The sequence below is a fragment of the Bacteriovorax sp. HI3 genome, assembly GCF_059738875.1.
Genome location: NZ_AP026946.1, coordinates 3,089,134 through 3,107,321, shown reverse-complemented (window position 1 = coordinate 3,107,321; position 18,188 = coordinate 3,089,134). Strand labels below are relative to the sequence as shown.

The window sequence follows — 18,188 nt, the reverse complement described above, 5'->3', positions numbered from 1 at the left end:
AAAATAAGGGCCTTAAGTGTGTGCTAAACCTTTGGAGGGTTTTGTATGAGACCTAGTCGATAACTTTGTTTTGAACAACGATTAGAGCTGAAAACGCTGACTTCGTTCCGTACATCTGGTTTCCTTGAGCGTCTAGCATCGCAGTTCCATTAACGTTGAAGCGAGGGTTTCTTGCACCTTCAGTTTCTTGAATACGGTAGAACAAGTCAGATGCTAGTGAGCTTGGAAGACGAACACATCCACCAGAAGCTTTTTTACCTAACATTCCTTCAGTTCCTTTTGGAGCTTCGTGAAGAGCGATTCCACCATTGAAGAAGATAGCAAATGGCATCTTCGTTCCACCAGTGAGCCACGACCATTTTCCGCCGTAAGCTGAAGACCTGTGGTCTTTGCTTAGGAAAGTTGGAGTGTAGTATCCAGTTGGAGTCACAGTCCATGAGTCTGCTTTAGAGTGGTGTTCACCTTTTCTTTCGAATTCATCTCTACCTGTAGAGATTTTTTCTTGTCTAATAAGTTGTCCGTACTCGAATACTTTAATTGTCTGAGCGTCTTTACCTGTGTTGGCCTTGTTAACAACAACCACGTAACGGAATTCTTTTGTCCACGGTTGTGTTTCAAATGTACTTGTTGTGAATGTCACGTCGACATCAACTGGTCTTGTCGTTCCTAGTGTGGCCCCTGCCATGTCTTGTGCTGCAACTGTGAATGCAGTTAGTGCGAAAATCATTGCGAATAAAGTTTTCAATGGAATCTCCTCGTTCATTAAAACAGTGGGAGGTTAGTAACACTTCAAACCTGGTAAGGCATCCTAAATCTTTAGGGGTAAATTTGTTTATCTTTTGAACTTGCTGATTATGCGTTTGGTGTTGGAAATTTTTTTTACTGACATTTTGGTGGCAACGCGGTGTAACCCAACTTTTTTTGTCGCCTTGTTTCCTGATTCTCTCCGTCGGATGTTGCCACAAAGCAACACTTTGTTACCAAAGGTCTTTTAAATTTTCCAAACCAAACGATAATGGATTCATGGAAACAAATACAATTGAGACTAGCCACTCACAATTATGGCTGGAAAATTTACTGGCAGAGAAGACAAAAAAGAATCCGCAATTCTCTCTGCGCGCGTTTGCCAAGATGGTAGATGTGAGTCCAGCGGTTCTTTCAAGAGTTCTTTCGGGAAAAAGAAAGATGACTTTCAACCTGGCAACCAGAATTGCAGATGCACTTCACATGGGGCCGATGGAAAGAGAGACTCTTTATTCTTTTTTCACAGACCCGCAAACGGTCGAAGAAAAAACAGATAGGCATGAAAAAGAACTGAGCATCGATTGTTTCAATGCCATGAAGGAGTGGTACCACTACGGTATTACCCAACTTCTTTTTATGCAGTCATTTCAGGAAGACCCTAAGTGGATTGCTAAAATGCTCTCGATCACTGAGCTGGAAGCAAAGATGGCCATTGAGCGCCTGCTTCGTTTAGGGATTTTAGATAGGGATGAGGAGGGGAAGTTGTTCAGGACTTCAACCCATCTCTCAACCAGCACTGATATTGCTTCAGCAGGTATCAGGCATTTTCAAAAACAAATTCTAGAAAAATCAATTGAGTCTTTAGAAAAAGATCCTCTTTTAGAAAGAGATATCACTTCCATTACTGTCGCGATTAATGAGGAGCGTATCCCAGAAGCAAAAAAAGAGATCATGAAGTTTAGAAAAAGAATGGCAGAATTTTTAGGAGAGGGTGAGAAGACCAGAGTGTACAATCTGGGCGTTCATTTGATTCCTTTGAGCAAGTCTACAAAAGGGGAAGTGTAATGAAGTCTATTTATATTGGTTTAATGTTAATGGTTTTAAATCCTCTCACTGTTTTTGCAAAAGGTGGGGATGATACAGGCAATGGCGGCTCGGGATTACTTAAGCGCTCACCTGTTCAGCAATACTCATGTATATTAAAGGCCGGAAAATATAGCCCTGATAATGGTGGTGTAGAAATCACATCATATGCGAGACAATTTTTTTACTATCTTAATGAAGTTATGCCAGAGCCGATTGAGGATAATCCTTTTTATGTCTGTCATGATGCTCAACTTTATGGAGAAAGAGACTCAATAGAGTTTCCACGCTTAGATTTGATTTCCAATATTTTTCCTGTCTATAGCAGATTTGATTCGCGCTTCCAGAGCGATTCATCAGGAAAGATGCAGATTGATAGGATAATTCAGGACAGAGTTTTAAAAGAGATAGGAGTAAACTATCAGTCAGACCTCTTTTTTAGATATAGATTTAATGGAAGCAGCTTTGGATATGTTGTTAGGCCATTTTTGGATACTTATACAAATAGCTACTATTGCCCTTCGAGCAACAACTTCTTTATTTCACCCGTATTAAAAATTATTACAGAGTACACTGGGGAGACAGAAGGCCTGTATCTAGGAGAGATGGAGCCTCAGAGACTCGTCACACCAAATGAGAATAGAACGATTATTGCTAAACTTCAGGTCGCTGAAAAAAATATCATGAAATATGGTTTTTATATCAGAGATGGGCTGAAAAAAAGAATTGAATATGAAGATCAAATAGAGACAGAAACTATTTACTTTTACTATCCGTTCAGTGATGTGCAAGACCCACTGATAAAAGGAAGCAGGAAGATTGTGACTGTAAAATTTGCGGATCCTGACAGTTATACAAAAAAACTTGGATGCGTGTTTAATAAAAATTAAGGAGCATCAAGATGAAAGTATTTATTCTAAGTTTTTTTAGTTTTTTATTAATATCGACAGCGTCTGCAGGGTTAGAAGAAATTTTTGGCAATGCTGAAGTCGGCGATCAATGCGCAAGTGATTACCAATGCCAAACTCTATGCTGTAAAGGAAATAATGGAGGCAGTTCGAGTTGTGCTGAACATAGTTCACAGCAATCATGCTCAAAACCAGCAGGTGAGACATGTATTTCGAATGAGTTTTGTAAGGCGGAGTATGTGACCGTTTGTAAGGTCGTAAGGACCGGGGTTGGGGCAGATGGTTCACCTATGTGCGCTCTTAGATGCCCACCAACTTTAGTTAAAGGATCATGTGTGAACAATATTTGCCGTCCTCCTGTTCAACCGCCAGTCCCATCTTTTGATCCAAAAGATTGTTCAAGCGCGGTTGACCCATAATTTAAAAATAATTTTTAAGGAAGAAATATGAAGATGAAAACATTATTAATGATGACTTTGCTCGCCCTTAGCACAACTGTTTTTGCTAAAGGTGGAGACGATGCCGGCAATGGCGGATTTGCTTATAAACAATCAATTAAGATTTTAAAAATGGCGAGTGAGGAACTGGAAGATAAAATTGCCCATTCGATGATGCAGGACTTAACTGATTATCCAGAAAGAAGAGAGATTCTTCAAAGAACACTTAAGTACGATAACCTTCGCCAGTTGTATTTTTGGGTTAGGTACCGCGATGGAAAAAAACTTGCGATGGATTATCAAGTAAAACCAGCGAGAGTGACAATTCTTGCTCCTTATTATCAGGCCTTCGCTGGAAAGACAGATACAGAATTAGAAGATGCTTCACTTGAAGTGCAAAAACGCCTGCTTCACGAAGCTTCTCATATTTGGGGTTATAATGAGGCCGCAGCTGAAAAATTCTCGATTGCTTTTTTAGCTGAGCAAAACGACCTTCCAAGACCGACAAAGACTATTGGAATCAAACCAGATTTTTGTTCATGCAGAATGGGCAGACCAGACATTGTGAACGGCTGTGATAGCTTTTGCGCGATTCAGCCTTATTCAACTGCAGCTATTCTCTATGTGAATACAACTCCTGAAGCTGATGTGGCACTCAACCCTAAGTTGGGAAATCTTTATAACTGGTGTACTGCTCAGTTAAACCACGATGAAGTCACACCTCAGTGCGTGTTGAATGCATGGGATGGAGCAAATTCCATTAATATTCCGGTTACCTTAAAGAAAGATTCTAATTCTTTTAGTGCAAATATTTCTCAGTTAAGCACTGAGCGTACATGGATTCTAAAGCTGGTAGAGAATAAAACAGGATCAAATGCCCAGACAAGAGAATTCCAGGTCAGAAGAAAAGAGCTAGCGCCAGAAGATGGTGGAGTGGGCGGAGCTTTAAAGATTGCTCCGGCCAATCAGTACACATGTCTGCTTTACGGTGGAAAGACTGATGCCATGGGTGAAATCATTCGCACAACTTATGTCCGTAAGTACTATTACTACCCAAATAATGAAACTCCGGCGCCTGTTCCTGCTGTCGGTGGAGCAAGACAATCACAAGTTGTTTGTCATGATGAGCAGTTGCATCCAGGTGCAGATAGTTACATCTATGAAAGACTAGAACTCGAGCGCGCTCACTTCTTGACTTGGGATAAAGCTGACCTTCGTTTTACTTATGATGTAGCAAGCAGCGGGAAGTTGCGTATCAATAAGATTTTAGAAGATCGTCTCTCATCTGAGTTTGGTATTAATGCGACATTGAGTCTTTTTAACCTTCTTAATTATTCTAACCGTCCTTCGAGTCTTTCAACGAATCCTTCGAATGTACCAGTCGGTTATGTCATGGTTCCTTTTTCTACTGTGACTGGGACTGCATTTTGCCCAACAGCGACTGACTTTCAGGGAAATCAGCCGCTGCTGAGTCTTCTTGGAGATTATATGCATTCTACCGAGGCGCTTTACATCGCTGAAAAAGAACCGGAAACAATTCAGGATGGGACTAGCTATAAAACTTTTTATGGAACAATGTTGATTACTGATTCCGAGCTACAGGGGATTGCTTTTACCATTGAAAATGGAGTGAAGAAACTTGTAACAAGAGGGGACTATCATTCTAAGAGAGTTTATTATTACTGGCCAAAGCATCCGATGCTTGATCCTTTGAGTGCAAATAATAGAAAGCTTTTTGTGATTAAATCACCTAATGAGTTAAATGAAAATTCTATGAGTGGGTTGCCAATATCGATGCAGACAAGTGATAAAAGAATTGGATGTGTTCCAAGAAAATAATAAAAAGGCCCTCAATGAGGGCCTTTTTTATTTGAGACGACATTTTTTTAAAACTGCTTTGATCTGATTTCTTACAACTTTTAAAGGAAGTTGCTTTTTTATAACATTAGTAAGAATGATTTTATCCGAGATTGATAAGTCACAAAAGTCTGATTCAGTGTAACAGTTTACATGATCCTTAAAAGCGCTGGATTCAATTTGTTGGCAGCTTAAATGAGGATTGTCCATGTAGGAGCGGTAGATCTCATCCTGAAGACAAAAAGCATTTTTAGTTAAAAACTCTTTTCCTCTTTCAGAAAAGCGATAAGCTTTTGCTTTTAAAAATTGTTCGCAATAAAAATAACCAAAATCTTTAGCATAACCTGCCGGACCGCAAGGGATGGTTTTTTCTAGTGAGAGATAAAAATTGCAGGACCCGTATTCCGGGGCCTGCAATTCTGCTTTGACATTAAAAGAAAATAAAAGGCATAGGATAAACGTTTTCAAGAGAGTCTATTTGCCGTTTCTAGCATCCCAGTTGATATCATCAAGAGTTCCAAACGTGAAACCTTCGCTGATTAACTGAGGGATGTACTTAGCAAGCATTTCTGCTGATTGAGGACGAAGGTCGTGCATTAGGACAACTCCACCTTTTACTTTGCGAGACTCGTACATATATCCAGATAGACATTCATCGATAGTCATTTTTTTGCTCCAACAAGCCCAGTCAGCTGCTTGAACATATTGACCGTCTTTTAGCTCAACTTCACCACCGATATCCCAAAGAATTGGTCCGATGTATTGTCTTCCAACTTCTTCTTTGTTTAACAGGTCAGCAAACTTATCGTCCCAAGCTCCTTCCGGTGCTCTGAAGTAGAAGTTCTTCCCGTTTGACATATAAGGAGCAAGGATTGTGTGGGCATCAAGAACTTCTTTCTTTACAGTCTTCTTCCAAGAGAAGAATGAAAGATCTTTTAGTGCATGGTGATCAAGAGAGTGGTTTGCCACAATGTGACCTTCAGCTAAGATTCTTTTCATAATCGCTGGGTGGTCTTTAGCGTTGTTAGCAATGACGAAGAAAGTGGCCTTTACGCCGTACTCTTTTAGAGTATCAAGAATTTTTGGAGTAACAGCAGCTGTTGGACCATCATCGAAAGTAAGGATGATTTCCTTTGAACCGCGGTGAAGTCTTTCCATGTTCCCTTGTGAGAAGACTTTATCTTGGGCATTTTCATCTTGTTGCCCGATAATTTTTCCTGAGAAATCAGCAAAGGCGCTTGCTGACATTAAAAAAAGTGCAGCTAGTAAAGTTGTTTTCATTTGAGAGTCCCCTTTAAGCATTGTGTAAATGTAGGGGACTTATACTAAAATTAAAAATTCTTGTCTTAAGGGCTGAAATTCTTTCATGATGGCCTTTTTTCAGGCGGGTATTTTTTTCACGGAGAGCAGACAAGTACAGGCAATCTATGGTTTAAACGCCCCAAATAAATCGACTTAATTTACGAAGGGGAATCTATGAAAAAGATGATCGCGTCTGCACTATTATTAAGCTCTGTCAGTGCTTTTGCTTACAACACTGAATACGCTCAATTAAGACCTGGAAAAGAAATCCTGGTAGATGTTGCTAAAAAAGATGTTATCTCTCTAACTTTAGAAACAAATAGCAAAGACGCTAAAGCTGAGCCAAAGTACACACTGGTAAAACAATGGAGTAACTTTGAGTGTGAATACAAACAAACTCTTCTTCTGCACTCTGGATACAATATCGAAAGCAAAACTTATAAAAGAACTTGGGAAATCCAGGTAACTTGGACTCCGGGAGCTGATCTTTCTGGATGTATTGTAAAGGTAAGTTTTCCAGGAATGGCAGACTCACGCGCTGAACTTTTCATGAACTACTAATTCATTTTTATGAAAAGTCACTTTGGTTATATTTATCCTACAAAAACTGTATCAGTGCTCGATCTGGATATGACGACTATTCGCGATTTGGATGAGAGCATTGATATTTTATGCGCGCATTTTGGTGAAGATGACCAAGACCAGTCTCTGGCCGAAGAACATTGCCCTTATTTTGGGGTTCTTTGGGAAGCGGGAATTGGACTGAGTCAATTTCTAACGCCACAAATGTGTGAAGGGAAGAAAATCCTGGAAATCGGATGTGGTCTTGCACTGCCTAGTTTTGTCGCAACAAGATTTGGTGGTGATGTTATTGCCACTGATTTTCATGCAGATGTTCCGCTTTTCCTCGAGAAAAATCAAGCAGGCAATCAAACCAAATTTCAATACGAAGTGATGAACTGGCGCTCAGAGATCGAGCGCACTAAAAATACTCTTGGCACATTCGATCTTGTTCTAGGCTCTGACATTTTATATGAAAGTCAACATCCTCTACAAGTGGCCCAGGCCTTGATTGCTTTTTTAAACCCGGGAGGAAAAATCATTCTTTCTGATCCGGGAAGAGCTTATATCCAAAAATTTGTTTCTTCGATGAGGGAGCTGGGGTATCCGGAAGAAATGAAAACGATGAGAGTGAGTGCTAAATTTACTCCCAAAAATGTAGACCGCGAGATCTTCTTATTTGAATTTAAGGCTTAGGAGAACACATATGAGAGCATTTATCTTCGGGATTCTTTTACTGGCAAATACAGCGATGGCGGGGGATGCAGGTGTCTGGCTTAAGTCAAATGACGAAGACTTTGTAGTGGCAAGACTTCCTCGTTTAATCATGGCGACTTTTGTGGATCAGGGATTCAAACAAAAAGAAGTTTCACCTGGAATTTTTGAATTAAAAGTTTCAAACGTGAGATGCGATTATTTATCAAGAGATGCAGCTTACCCGGACCTTCCAACAGGAGGTCTTCCAAGTGTGAAGTGTTATACTGATGCCGTACTTGAAATGAATGGCAAAGGAACAAAGATTCAAGAGGGGCGTTACCTGAATGAACTTTTTAATACGATTCAAGAAAAAAGAGACCTGCCAATCACTGACTGTGCAATGGGAGGGAAGTGTGTTTCTTTTGTTTCGACAATTCAGTGCTGGGTTGATTTAAACATGGAAGAAATGAAAGACGCTTACTCTTGTTTCTTAAAGTAAAATATCTTCGAAAAAAGCACCACGACTTAATTCATCATCAATCAAATGAATCTCCAGTACCCATAATGTGGGTGCTGGGGAAAATTCAATACTGCCTAATTTTTCTTTTGAATGGACGGCGTGAGGGAAGTCTCCCAATCTGTGTCCGTACATATTGCTATTGAGTCTCAGGTTTAGTTTTTTAGCTTCATTTTCCGCGAAAGTATAAAGCTCTTTCCCTGTAAGTTTTTGTTCCTTCCAGGCCTTTTGAGTAGAGTAGAAAACAGCTTTAGCACTCTGAGCGAGATGTTTGTGTTTTGGATTGTGTCCAATCGTAAAAGTCTCACCGTAGTCGCCTTCGTGGTTGTAGTAAACCGGACCGATATCGGCGAAGAAAATATCATCTTCAACAAGTGTGTAATCTTCAGAATTATCGCGGAAATTTTTAGTTGTATTAGGACCCATGCGAAACTTTGTCGGGTGCCATCTTTTTTCAAGGCCCGAATCATCCATCATCGATTCCAGAAGAATACGTCCTTCTTTTTCTGTCATGCCTGGTGTGATTTTTTTAGCAAAGCTCGCTACAACTTGGCGGGTTTTTTCCTGAGCGCGCAGGTAATCTTCCAAGTTGAATTGTTCGCCGGTGTTTTCTAGAGGAGAGCTCATTTGTGGGGACCCGGAGGGCAGATTGCACAGCCGTAATCCGAGTCTTCGTGTTCGTCGATCTCGTCTTGCAGGCTTTGCTGGTAAGCTTTGATCTCAGTGTCGTCTGCGCCAAGTGAGCGAATCAATGTTTCGGCCAGTCCCGGAGCAACCACTTCGATATCTAATCCTGCTTCTTCCATTTGCGTAGCAAAGGCATAAGCATCGTTAATTTTATCGATGGTTGTTTCGAAGAGGCTAGTGCCAGATAATGAATCAATGACGCGAACTTGGTTTGACATTTACCAAGACTAACAAGAGAATGCTCCCATGGTAAAGAGAGTTTTTTATATCGAAAAAGAAAAGTTTTTGCGTTCAATGATGGAGTTGGCACTACGAGCTAAAAAGGCAGAAGTCTATACTGTTGAAACCCTGAACGAGAACTTTTATTTGATTGATGACCTCAAGCCTAACCTGATCATTTTCGACCTGGACAATGATCCTTCCGACCTAGAAAGACTCTATGAGTACTCACAGGGGACTAAACTTGTGGCCACAGGGCCAGTTGGTTCTGAGAATTCGCTGGATAAAAGGGTCGCTGGCTTCCTTCCTAAACCCCTCGTGGCCCATAATCTGGCCGAGAGGGTTCTTGCCTTAATTGACTAAATTAGTTTTAGAGAATTTTTGTCCTCTTCCAAGCAGATTTTAAGGGATAACTTAAAATAGGATTATGACAAATCAAAAACTTGGAATCCTTCGAGAAAAGAATGCCTTCGTCGTTTTTCTCTCTCAACTCTTATCAACCGTCTGTGACAAGATGATGTCCATTGGACTCGTTTGGTATCTCACCACCATGTATTCGATCAACATCGTTCCATGGTTTTTAGCGGTGAGTTTTTTACCACACATCTTTATGTCTTTTTATTCTTCCAAGCTCATCGGGCGATTTGGAATTTTAAAAACAGTTATTGTCTCGGAGTATTTTAGGGGAGTTGTTTTACTCGCACTTTTCGGCGCCTTGTTTACTGTCCCAGAAAAGAGCAATGCCTTCTTGATGCTTTTATTTGCAGCATCTTTTTTAGTGGGAATAGGTTCTAGTGTTTTTAACCCGGCCATCTTATCACTGCCACCACTCTTGGTTGAAGACGACAAGATTGCACCACTCAATGCTTTGCTAGACACCAGTTTTTCAATCTCAAATATTTTGGGAGCTGCTTGTTCTATTTTCTTACTTAATATTTTTGATATCAAAATTTTAATTCTTATCAATGCTGTGAGTTTTATCGGAGCAGCACTTTTGCAAGGGATGGTAAAACTTATCAAAACAGAAGAGAAAGCTTCGGAGGATGCAGAGGCCATGGGGCCTATGGTCGTCTTAAAAAAATACCCGGCGATTGCCAAAATGCTGATGAGCTTTCTTTTTATCAACGTCGTCTTTACTCCGATCATGGTTATGATCCCGTGGTACGTAGAGAATGTTTTTAAGGGCAACGGCAGTGATCTGGCAATGATTGAAGGGGCCATGGGAGTTGGTGCTTTCTTAACAGGAATGTTCTTATCTTTAAGCGCTTTTACAGTGAGAGAAGAAAAACGCATCGGAATGATTGCCATTATCTGTTTCTTGTTCGGTCTCTTCTTTCAGGTCTTCTCATTTTCTAAAACGACAGGAGAGGCGTCCTTCCTGTTATTTTTAATCGGGGTCCTGAGTACATTCTTAAACGTTCAGGTTTTAACTTATTTCCAGACATCCCTCAAAGAAAGCGAAGTGCCTTCGATTATGGTGGCCGTCAATATTATTTCAGCCGCCTCTATGCCACTTTCTTTTGCCATCTCTGGGGTTTTACTTCCAGTGGTTGAAGTTCCAAAGTTTGCTTTAATCTGCGGTCTCTTGACCATGCTGATTGCGTTTTTTATGCCGAGTTTTTTAAAAACTAAACCATCAAGTGAGAATGTATGAAGTTTGGAAATAATGAAGTGATTGAAAGAGCGACGACTGGGGATGTTGATGAGATCATCAATCTCTACCGCGCTGTCTACGGAAGAAAGTATCCAATCTCGTATGGGACAGACCCAGAGCTTCTTTCTCGTTCGATTCAAAATAATGAAACCCATATGGTACTTGTGGCCCGTGATCTCAATCAGAAAGTGATCACCGGTGCGCTTATTACAGAGATTGATAAAGAAAATAAAATTGGAAAGCTGGTAGGGCTTGTCGTTCATCCGAATTTTCAAAAAAATAAAATTGGAAATCACCTGGTGGTTTATGTTGGAGAGCATTTCCTGGAAAAGGAGAGTGAGATCAATTCACTTTATGCGACAACCAGAACCATCACAGTTGGTCCTCAAAGAGTTTTTATAAAAAACCAATACCTTCCCCTGGGGATTTTTCCCAATGCTCACCGCTTGAGTCAGTATGAGACAGTGACATTGTTTGCTAAGTTTAGAAAAGGGCTATTGGAAAAGAGAGTGCCGACTAAAGAAGTTTCGCAATCTCTGATTCCTATGTATAGCATTCTTCAAAACATAGTGCCGGATTTATCAATTCCAGCAGGAGTCCCTCTCTCTGCTCCAGAGGCCCCATCAACGAATGAGGCATGGGACTTTGAAATCATCCGCGCTCCTCATTATGTGTACAGAAAATTCCTGGAGACTTTTCCAGATCCAAAAGACCGCTTCTTTCCTTTTCACACGCCCAATATGCTGATTGCTGATAAAAAGGGGAGAATTGAGATCTTTGCTTATTTCAGTAAGCGCGATGGTTACTGCACACTTATTAAAGCAACAAAACCTATTTCAGAACTTGCTGGCAGTTTAACAAGCCTTTATATGCAACTTGATGATATCGGGGTGTCTTATATTGAAGTTCTTATCAATGTTAAACTCACGCAGTTTATTGAACCTCTACTTGCTGGTCAGTTCGTACCAAGTGCACTGTACCCGGCAATGAGGGAAGTGGACGGCAAGTTTGAAGATTACATTGTTTTAAGTAGAACAATGGAACCTCTAAACTTCAGAGGAATGGCGGTTATTTCTCAGTTTAAACCATTTATTGATCAGTATGTGGATACCTGGAAGCAGGTTAACCTGGATACGATTGAGGTTATTTATGGAACAAAATAAGCTAAGAGTCCCCGATAGCGATAAGCTAAAAAATGTTCAATCTCTATGCGACCAAAGCGATCCGTATAGTGGTTTTAAAAAGAGCGATGATGATTTCATTAAAGCGATGAAAGAAATCTCTGCCTGGCATATTGAAAAAAGTGATTTCTACCGCGACCTGAGCCAGTCACAGAAATTTAAACCTGAAGATGTTAAAACTCTCGATGACTGCTTAAAGATCCCACATCTATGGGCGCATTTTTTTAAAGGGAATGAAATTTTATCAGTTCCTCCTTCAGAAGTTTTTTTACACCTGACCTCATCAGGGACAACTGGTCAGAAGTCGCAAATCTTTTTTGATGAATGGACGATCCGTTCAGCTCAGAGAATGGTTGATTGGATTTTTGAAAAATACGGCTGGGTCACAGAGACTCAAAAGTGCAATTATATTCTTTTTAGCTACCAGACAGAGGCGAGTTCTAAATTGGGAACGGCCTATACAGATAACTTTCTTTGTAAGTACGCTCCAGTCAATGAAGTCTTCACAGCTCTTAAGTTAACAGGGAGTGGAGGACACGAGTTCGATTGTTTTGGAACAATTGATGCTTTTAAGCGATTTGCTGACCAGGGGCTTCCAGTCAGGTTGTTCGGATTCCCGGCCTTCTTTTATTTTGCTCTTGAGCGCATGAAGAAGTTGGGACTTCCTCCTTTAAAATTCCACAAAGACTCGATGGTCTTTCTTGGTGGGGGATGGAAAGGACACGCTGATAAACAAATTGAAAAAAATGACCTTTATGAACTGGCCGAAGAAATGCTGGGGATTCCTAATGACAGGCTTCGCGATGGATTTGGTTCAGTAGAGCACTGTATCCCTTATGTGGAATGCTCTCATCACGAGTTCCACGTTCCCGTTTGGTCGCGCGTTTTTATCCGCGATGTGGAAACTCTAAAACCATTAGGTTTTAACCAAAAAGGTTTTTTACATTTTATTTCTCCTTATATTACCAGTATGCCAGCTCATTCTGTCATTATGGGTGATATGGCCTCGCTGCATGAGAAATGTAAGTGTGGGATGGAGACTCCCTATTTTAAAATCCACGGAAGAGCTGGAGTTTCGAAGAATAAGAGTTGTGCGCTCGCGGCCTCTGAACTTTTAAAAGGGAAGGCGTCATAATGAGTGCAAATCTTTGGTCTGGAAAAATTGTTTCTGATGATGAATTTAAAGTAGAAATTAATAAGCATTTTGAGAATTCTCTTTTTTGGGCAAAACCACCGCTATCACATTACGTACTGTTTGATGTCGTAAAAAGGATGCAGGAAGAACTAAAGGCCCAAGGGAATCTTTATAAAACACTTCTGAAAGATTTAGAAAGTAGAGAAGATATCACCAACGATGAAGTCAAAGCTTCAATGGATGGATTGATTGACTTTTTAAGCGTGGATCAACTGCGTGTAAAATTAAAAAGAGAGCTAGGAAGTGAGCACCCTTTTGAACTTAAAAGACAGGACGCTAGAGAAAACCACTTTGAAGCCTGGTATCCATTAGGGACTTTGGTGCACGTGACTCCAAACAATTCACCACTTCTTGGTGTCTTAGGGGTGATGGAAGGTCTCTTAAGTGGAAATGTGAATATTTTAAAGCTAGCGAGAAGAGACAGTGCTTTTGCCGCTCTTTTTTATGAGGCCCTTTGTAAACTCGACACGACTGGGACAATCAAAGACTACGTTTATGTCGCAAAGATTAGTTCTAAAGAAAAAGACTATTTAAAAAATGTTCTCTCTCTTGCTGATGTTATTTCGGTCTGGGGTGGAGAAGAGAGTGTCCAGAGTGTAAAAGAAATCTCTCCCCGCGGGGCCCGCATTGTCGAGTGGGGACACAAAATTTCTTTTTCTTATATTGCGAAATCTAAAAAAGATGATTCAGAAGTTTATAAGAAGCTTGCTTATGAAATTTGCCTTAATGAACAGATGGCCTGTTCAAGTCCGCAGTGTGTTTTTATTGAAGACGCTGATTTTCGAGAATTAAAAGAGTTGGCAAAAAACCTGGAAAAAGCTCTCAATGAAGTTTCGCCAAGCATGAAGCGCGTTCTTCCTGGAGTTCAGGAAACCGCTGAGCTGACAGTGACGAAAGAGCAGGTAAGACTAAAATCTATTAAAGGCGGAAGCCATCTGGTTGAATCAAAAAACCACGACTGGCGCATTTACGTAGAAGACACACCAGCTCTAAATTCATCACCTCTTTTTAGAACGATTTGGCTAAAACCAATGCCAAGAAATCTCATCATCAGTCACTTAAGACCACTCAAAATGTACCTGCAGACAGCGGGGATCGCTGCCGATGCTTTTGAAGTTGAAGCACTCTCTCGCGATCTTTATATGGCCGGTGTTCAAAGAATCAGGGCCATCGGGGAGATGACTGATAGTTATATCGGTGAGCCCCACGATGGTGTTTACGCTCTTGAGCGCTACTGCCAGAGAATCAATTTTCATGACTCAAAAAATGCAGTCATGATGAAAAATAAAAGCTCTTTTGAAGACCCAAAAACTAAAAATCCAGTTAGGACGACTCCGATTATGGAGAAGGCCGATTTTCAAAACCAAAAAGTGGAAGAGCGTTATTCAGACCTTTTCTTTTATAGTGGAGGAAGTTCTGGAGAGCCTAAGCTTTCAGTTTTTACCTATGAAGATTACCATCGTCAAATGGAGCTTGCTGCTGAAGGACTGTATGCCGCTGGATTAAATCCAGTAACAGACAGGTGTATGAATCTATTTTATGCCGGCTCTCTTTATGGAGGATTCACAAGTTTCTTCACAATCTTAGAAAAGCTTCATGCTGTTCATTTCCCGATGGGAGCAAGCACTGACTTTGCTTTAGTCGGAAAAACAATTATCAAAAATAAAGTTGATACCCTATTAGGGATGCCTTCTTACTTTATTCAGCTTTTTAAAGAGAATCATGAAGAGCTAAAAAAATACCGTGGAATCAAAAAGATTTTTTATGGTGGAGAGCATTTCAGTGAGGCCCAAAGAACGTATCTTAAGCGCGAGTATGGAGTAGAGATTATCCGCTCAGCAAGTTATGGTTCAGTAGATGCAGGCCCATTAGGGTATCAGTGTGAATACGCGACAGGTGGAATTCACCATCTGCATGAAAAACTTCACGATATGGAAATCGTAGGTCTTGAGAGCGATACACCAGTAAAAAAAGGTGAGATTGGAAGACTTCTTTTCACTTCAAAAGTCCGCCATGGGCAGCGAATTGAGCGCTATGCTATTGGGGATGTAGGAAGAGAGCTGAGTGGTCCATGTGAATGCGGTCGCATGGGAACTCGTTTTGAACTGATGGGACGCCATGGTGATGTTTTTAGAATCGGAACAACCTTTTTAAGTTACCAAAAGTTTCAAAAGATCCTGATTGATAAGTTTGAATATGAAGGCTCTATCCAGCTTCATCTTTATGCAGGTGAAGGACTAAAAAAAGAAAAGGTTGTCATTCAAATTGAAAACTTATTCAAAACGGCGCAGACTCCTGAGAGTTTATTAAAAACCTTCATGGAAGAGTACAGCGATTTGAAACTGGTGGTGAAAGAGGACCTGGTGCTGGATTTCGAAGTTCAGGTTGTCGAGAGAAAAGAGCTCACTTTCAGCAGCAGCACTGGAAAACTAAGAAGTGTGATTGATCATAGGATTTAAGATGCAAAAATGGACATTAAAAGAAATTGTGGCCCACGCCAAAGCTCATTCACCTTACTACAGAGAGCTTTATAAAAATGTTCAATCTGATAAATTGTCAGATCTTCCCATCACTGACCAAAGTGAGTTTTGGAAGTCGCGAGTAGTGACGGAAGAAAACCCAGAGGGAATTGTTTTTAAAAGTGGCGGAAGCACTGGAGCTCCAAAATACTCTTATTTCACTCATCAGGAATGGATTGCTTACACTGAATCATTTGGTTGGGGGATGAGTGAGGGGATTCTAGACCATGGAGACAGAGTTGGAAATCTCTTTTACGTAGGTGATTTATACGCTTCTTTTCTTTTTATTAAGGATTCACTGCAGTTTATCCCGTCATCAAAAAAGAGGATCACTCAGTATCCGATTGCCGGGCAAACAGATCATATTCAGATTTTAAAGATCATAGAAGAGTTTAACATCAATACCATTGTAGGAGTTCCTTCAGCGATTCTGACAATGTTAGAGAAGTATTCAGAAAACAAATCCAAGTTTCCGAATCTAAAAATTGAAAAACTTCTTTTTGGTGGAGAGGCTTTATACGATGATCAACACTTAGCTTTAAAAAAGATTTTTCCTGATATTCAAATTTCATCTATCGGTTGCGCCAGCGTCGATGGGGGGATGATTGGTTATTCAGGCCGAGACTGTGCCAATAATGAACATAGAGTTTACGATGAAGCGAGTATTATTGAAATTGTCGACCCGGATACTAATGAAGTGATCATTGAGAAAAATAGAGTCGGAAAAGTCCTGCTGACCAATCTCACTCGCAAATTAATGCCCATTATCCGCTACCCGGCCGGAGATATGGCGATGTGGCTGGAAGATGGCAATACACCGAACCGCAAGTTCAAACTTCAGGGCAGATCAGAAGAAGCAGCAAGGCTTGGAACATTGAGTGTGTATTTTGAAGACACGCGCGACATGGTGATGAAGACATTAAAGGAGTCTACAGGGATTCAATTTCAAATGATCTTGAATCACTACGATCATAAAGATGAACTGGTTTTTAAAGTTGCTGGAAATGGAATTGATAAAACGACTGCTCAATCAAGACTGGTCGATGCTTTTAGTAAAGAGAAGCCTGGTTACATGGATATCTTAAAGAAGAATCTTATTCATCCGCTCAAGATCGAAGTTGTCGAGCAAAGCGAGCTGGATGCCAATGCCAGAACTGGAAAATTAAAGCGCATTATTGATCAACGCTCAAAGTAATGAGAAGGAAATATTAAATGGATAAAGACACCAAAATTGTTATTTTCGGAATCATTCTCACGATGGTCGTTTTTGCGCTGGCCGTTTTCTTTAGGCTTAAGTCGTAGAGAAGTCCATCTCTTCAAGTCTCGGGTCATTTGGCCCCATGATGTATTTCTGTACGCCCAGGTTCCCAAAAATAAAATCAGGCACGCGGATACGATAGAAAATTCCTTTCTCATGATTGGTAGTGTTTACTACGTTGGTCTTTGAAAGGATGGCCGAGTGAGCACTTCCGTCTTCATAAGGAATGAAGAGGTCGTAGTGTTCTTGTTTGGCGAGGAAGAAATCAACGATATGCTCTCTTAATCCTTTCATATCTTCCGGGTCATAACTTGAAACCAAAAAGCTATTTGGATACTTTCTTAGGACAATCTTCTTTAGGAGGTCATCATCAAGTTGATCTTTTTTATTAAAGACAATGATTGTTTCCTTATCTGTCACGTTTAGTTCTTTTAAAACGTCGTAAGTGACCTGTAATTGCTTTTCGTAATGAGGGTCCGAGATGTCACAGACAATAATCAAAAGATCAGCTTCCAGGGCCGATTCAAGCGTTGTCTTAAACCCATCAATAAGTGTGTTGGGAAGGTTGGAAATAAATCCTACCGTATCAATCATAATCATCGGAGGTTTTGTATCCGGGTTAAGCATACGGTAAGTAGAATCGAGAGTCGCAAAGAGTTTGTTCTCTTCTAAGATTTCCACGCGGCAAAGGCGGTTCATGATCGAAGACTTTCCAGCATTGGTATAACCCACAAGGGCAGCTGTTACGGCCTGATTCTCACGGCGCTTCTTTCTCACTTGTCTTTGTTTTTCAAGTTGAATTAATTCTTCTTTGTAGAATTCGATTTTTTCTCTGATGATACGACGGTCAAGCTCAATTTGCTTTTCACCCTCTCCACCGAGAACCCCGACTCCTCCGCGCTGGCGGTTTAAGTGGGTCCAGAATCCGGCAAGGCGAGGAAGCATGTACTGCAGACGCGCAATTTCGATTTGGATTTTTGCTTCCCTCGTACGAGCGTGCTTGGCGAAGATTTCTAAAATAACGTGAACGCGGTCAACGACAGAGAGACCTGTGATCTTTCTAATGTTGGCGATTTGTCTTGCTGTTAATTCAAAGTCAAAAACTAAAAGTTGAGAGTCATCCATCTTTGCAGCTTCAGCAATCTCTTTTAGCTTTCCTGAACCTAAGATAGTTGCAGGATCAATTTCTTTTTTATTCTGAATGTGGGCCTCTCCAGTCTTTAGACCAAGAGTGCGCAGAAGTTCTCTCAGCTCGTTGATTGAGCGTCTAGATTCACTTTCAGTTTGATGATCCGGGAAATTAGGCGAGACGAGGGACACAAGTGTCGCGCGGTAATTGGGATCAATATTTAATTCGTTGTCCATCATAA

The 18,188-nt window shown here is 40.7% G+C and carries 19 protein-coding genes; 13 read left to right on the top strand and 6 right to left on the bottom strand.

The window, feature by feature from the left end; genetic code table 11:
- Nucleotides 1-52: 52 nt before the first annotated feature.
- On the bottom strand, nucleotides 53-745 hold the full coding sequence (locus tag AC6JA8_RS15375) for a L,D-transpeptidase (RefSeq protein ID WP_497974597.1): 693 nt from the start codon (nucleotides 743-745) through the stop codon (nucleotides 53-55).
- Between the two features lie 278 nt (nucleotides 746-1,023).
- Here AC6JA8_RS15375 and AC6JA8_RS15370 point away from each other — a divergent pair, with 278 nt between their 5' ends.
- From AC6JA8_RS15370 to AC6JA8_RS15355, 4 genes are read left to right on the top strand one after another with little or no spacing between them, the layout of a single operon-like run.
- Nucleotides 1,024-1,809: a TIGR02147 family protein gene (locus AC6JA8_RS15370; RefSeq protein ID WP_102244694.1), complete on the top strand. Its 786-nt coding sequence runs from the start codon at nucleotides 1,024-1,026 to the stop codon at nucleotides 1,807-1,809.
- On the top strand, nucleotides 1,809-2,717 hold the full coding sequence (locus AC6JA8_RS15365; RefSeq protein ID WP_497974596.1) for a hypothetical protein: 909 nt from the start codon (nucleotides 1,809-1,811) through the stop codon (nucleotides 2,715-2,717). The genes AC6JA8_RS15370 and AC6JA8_RS15365 overlap by 1 nt, the downstream gene beginning before the upstream one ends.
- Before the next feature lie 11 nt (nucleotides 2,718-2,728).
- Nucleotides 2,729-3,154, top strand: coding sequence for a hypothetical protein (locus AC6JA8_RS15360; RefSeq protein WP_497974595.1), 426 nt, complete (start codon nucleotides 2,729-2,731; stop codon nucleotides 3,152-3,154).
- A 33-nt stretch (nucleotides 3,155-3,187) separates the two neighbouring features.
- The gene (locus AC6JA8_RS15355; RefSeq protein ID WP_497974594.1) at nucleotides 3,188-5,011 is read left to right on the top strand and encodes a hypothetical protein; all 1,824 of its coding nucleotides are present in this window, start codon (nucleotides 3,188-3,190) and stop codon (nucleotides 5,009-5,011) included.
- A gap of 27 nt (nucleotides 5,012-5,038) precedes the next feature.
- On the opposite strand, the gene AC6JA8_RS15350 is transcribed toward AC6JA8_RS15355, so the two are convergent.
- Both AC6JA8_RS15350 and AC6JA8_RS15345 read right to left on the bottom strand, forming a co-directional pair.
- Complete coding sequence (locus AC6JA8_RS15350) at nucleotides 5,039-5,497, bottom strand: hypothetical protein (protein ID WP_497974593.1); 459 nt, start codon at nucleotides 5,495-5,497, stop codon at nucleotides 5,039-5,041.
- Between the two features lie 6 nt (nucleotides 5,498-5,503).
- Complete coding sequence (locus tag AC6JA8_RS15345; protein ID WP_497974592.1) at nucleotides 5,504-6,310, bottom strand: polysaccharide deacetylase family protein; 807 nt, start codon at nucleotides 6,308-6,310, stop codon at nucleotides 5,504-5,506.
- Between the two features lie 195 nt (nucleotides 6,311-6,505).
- Here AC6JA8_RS15345 and AC6JA8_RS15340 point away from each other — a divergent pair, with 195 nt between their 5' ends.
- From AC6JA8_RS15340 to AC6JA8_RS15330, 3 genes are read left to right on the top strand one after another with little or no spacing between them, the layout of a single operon-like run.
- Nucleotides 6,506-6,892: a hypothetical protein gene (locus AC6JA8_RS15340; RefSeq protein WP_497974591.1), complete on the top strand. Its 387-nt coding sequence runs from the start codon at nucleotides 6,506-6,508 to the stop codon at nucleotides 6,890-6,892.
- A 9-nt stretch (nucleotides 6,893-6,901) separates the two neighbouring features.
- Nucleotides 6,902-7,588: a class I SAM-dependent methyltransferase gene (locus tag AC6JA8_RS15335; protein ID WP_497974590.1), complete on the top strand. Its 687-nt coding sequence runs from the start codon at nucleotides 6,902-6,904 to the stop codon at nucleotides 7,586-7,588.
- 10 nt (nucleotides 7,589-7,598) lie between these two features.
- A complete protein-coding gene (locus AC6JA8_RS15330; protein ID WP_497974589.1) occupies nucleotides 7,599-8,087 on the top strand; it encodes a hypothetical protein in 489 nt (162 codons plus the stop codon).
- Here AC6JA8_RS15330 and AC6JA8_RS15325 read toward each other — a convergent pair.
- Nucleotides 8,079-8,732, bottom strand: coding sequence for a M24 family metallopeptidase (locus AC6JA8_RS15325; protein ID WP_497974588.1), 654 nt, complete (start codon nucleotides 8,730-8,732; stop codon nucleotides 8,079-8,081). The genes AC6JA8_RS15330 and AC6JA8_RS15325 overlap by 9 nt on opposite strands.
- On the bottom strand, nucleotides 8,729-9,010 hold the full coding sequence (locus AC6JA8_RS15320; RefSeq protein WP_497974587.1) for a hypothetical protein: 282 nt from the start codon (nucleotides 9,008-9,010) through the stop codon (nucleotides 8,729-8,731). Before AC6JA8_RS15320 ends, AC6JA8_RS15325 begins: the two co-directional genes overlap by 4 nt.
- A gap of 28 nt (nucleotides 9,011-9,038) precedes the next feature.
- Here AC6JA8_RS15320 and AC6JA8_RS15315 point away from each other — a divergent pair, with 28 nt between their 5' ends.
- From AC6JA8_RS15315 to AC6JA8_RS15290, 6 genes are all read left to right on the top strand, one after another.
- Nucleotides 9,039-9,374 (top strand): response regulator transcription factor KdpE, encoded by a 336-nt coding sequence (locus AC6JA8_RS15315; RefSeq protein ID WP_497974586.1) that lies wholly within the window; start codon nucleotides 9,039-9,041, stop codon nucleotides 9,372-9,374.
- 64 nt (nucleotides 9,375-9,438) lie between these two features.
- On the top strand, nucleotides 9,439-10,665 hold the full coding sequence (locus AC6JA8_RS15310; RefSeq protein ID WP_497974585.1) for an MFS transporter: 1,227 nt from the start codon (nucleotides 9,439-9,441) through the stop codon (nucleotides 10,663-10,665).
- On the top strand, nucleotides 10,662-11,828 hold the full coding sequence (locus AC6JA8_RS15305) for a GNAT family N-acetyltransferase (protein ID WP_497974584.1): 1,167 nt from the start codon (nucleotides 10,662-10,664) through the stop codon (nucleotides 11,826-11,828). The genes AC6JA8_RS15310 and AC6JA8_RS15305 overlap by 4 nt, the downstream gene beginning before the upstream one ends.
- On the top strand, nucleotides 11,815-12,981 hold the full coding sequence (locus AC6JA8_RS15300; RefSeq protein WP_497974583.1) for a LuxE/PaaK family acyltransferase: 1,167 nt from the start codon (nucleotides 11,815-11,817) through the stop codon (nucleotides 12,979-12,981). The genes AC6JA8_RS15305 and AC6JA8_RS15300 overlap by 14 nt, the downstream gene beginning before the upstream one ends.
- Nucleotides 12,981-15,500: an acyl-CoA reductase gene (locus tag AC6JA8_RS15295; RefSeq protein ID WP_497974582.1), complete on the top strand. Its 2,520-nt coding sequence runs from the start codon at nucleotides 12,981-12,983 to the stop codon at nucleotides 15,498-15,500. The genes AC6JA8_RS15300 and AC6JA8_RS15295 overlap by 1 nt, the downstream gene beginning before the upstream one ends.
- Before the next feature lies 1 nt (nucleotide 15,501).
- Nucleotides 15,502-16,755, top strand: coding sequence for a phenylacetate--CoA ligase family protein (locus tag AC6JA8_RS15290; RefSeq protein ID WP_497974581.1), 1,254 nt, complete (start codon nucleotides 15,502-15,504; stop codon nucleotides 16,753-16,755).
- Between the two features lie 96 nt (nucleotides 16,756-16,851).
- Here AC6JA8_RS15290 and hflX read toward each other — a convergent pair whose 3' ends face one another.
- Nucleotides 16,852-18,186: a GTPase HflX gene (gene hflX, locus AC6JA8_RS15285; protein ID WP_497974580.1), complete on the bottom strand. Its 1,335-nt coding sequence runs from the start codon at nucleotides 18,184-18,186 to the stop codon at nucleotides 16,852-16,854.
- Between the last annotated feature and the right edge of the window lie 2 nt (nucleotides 18,187-18,188).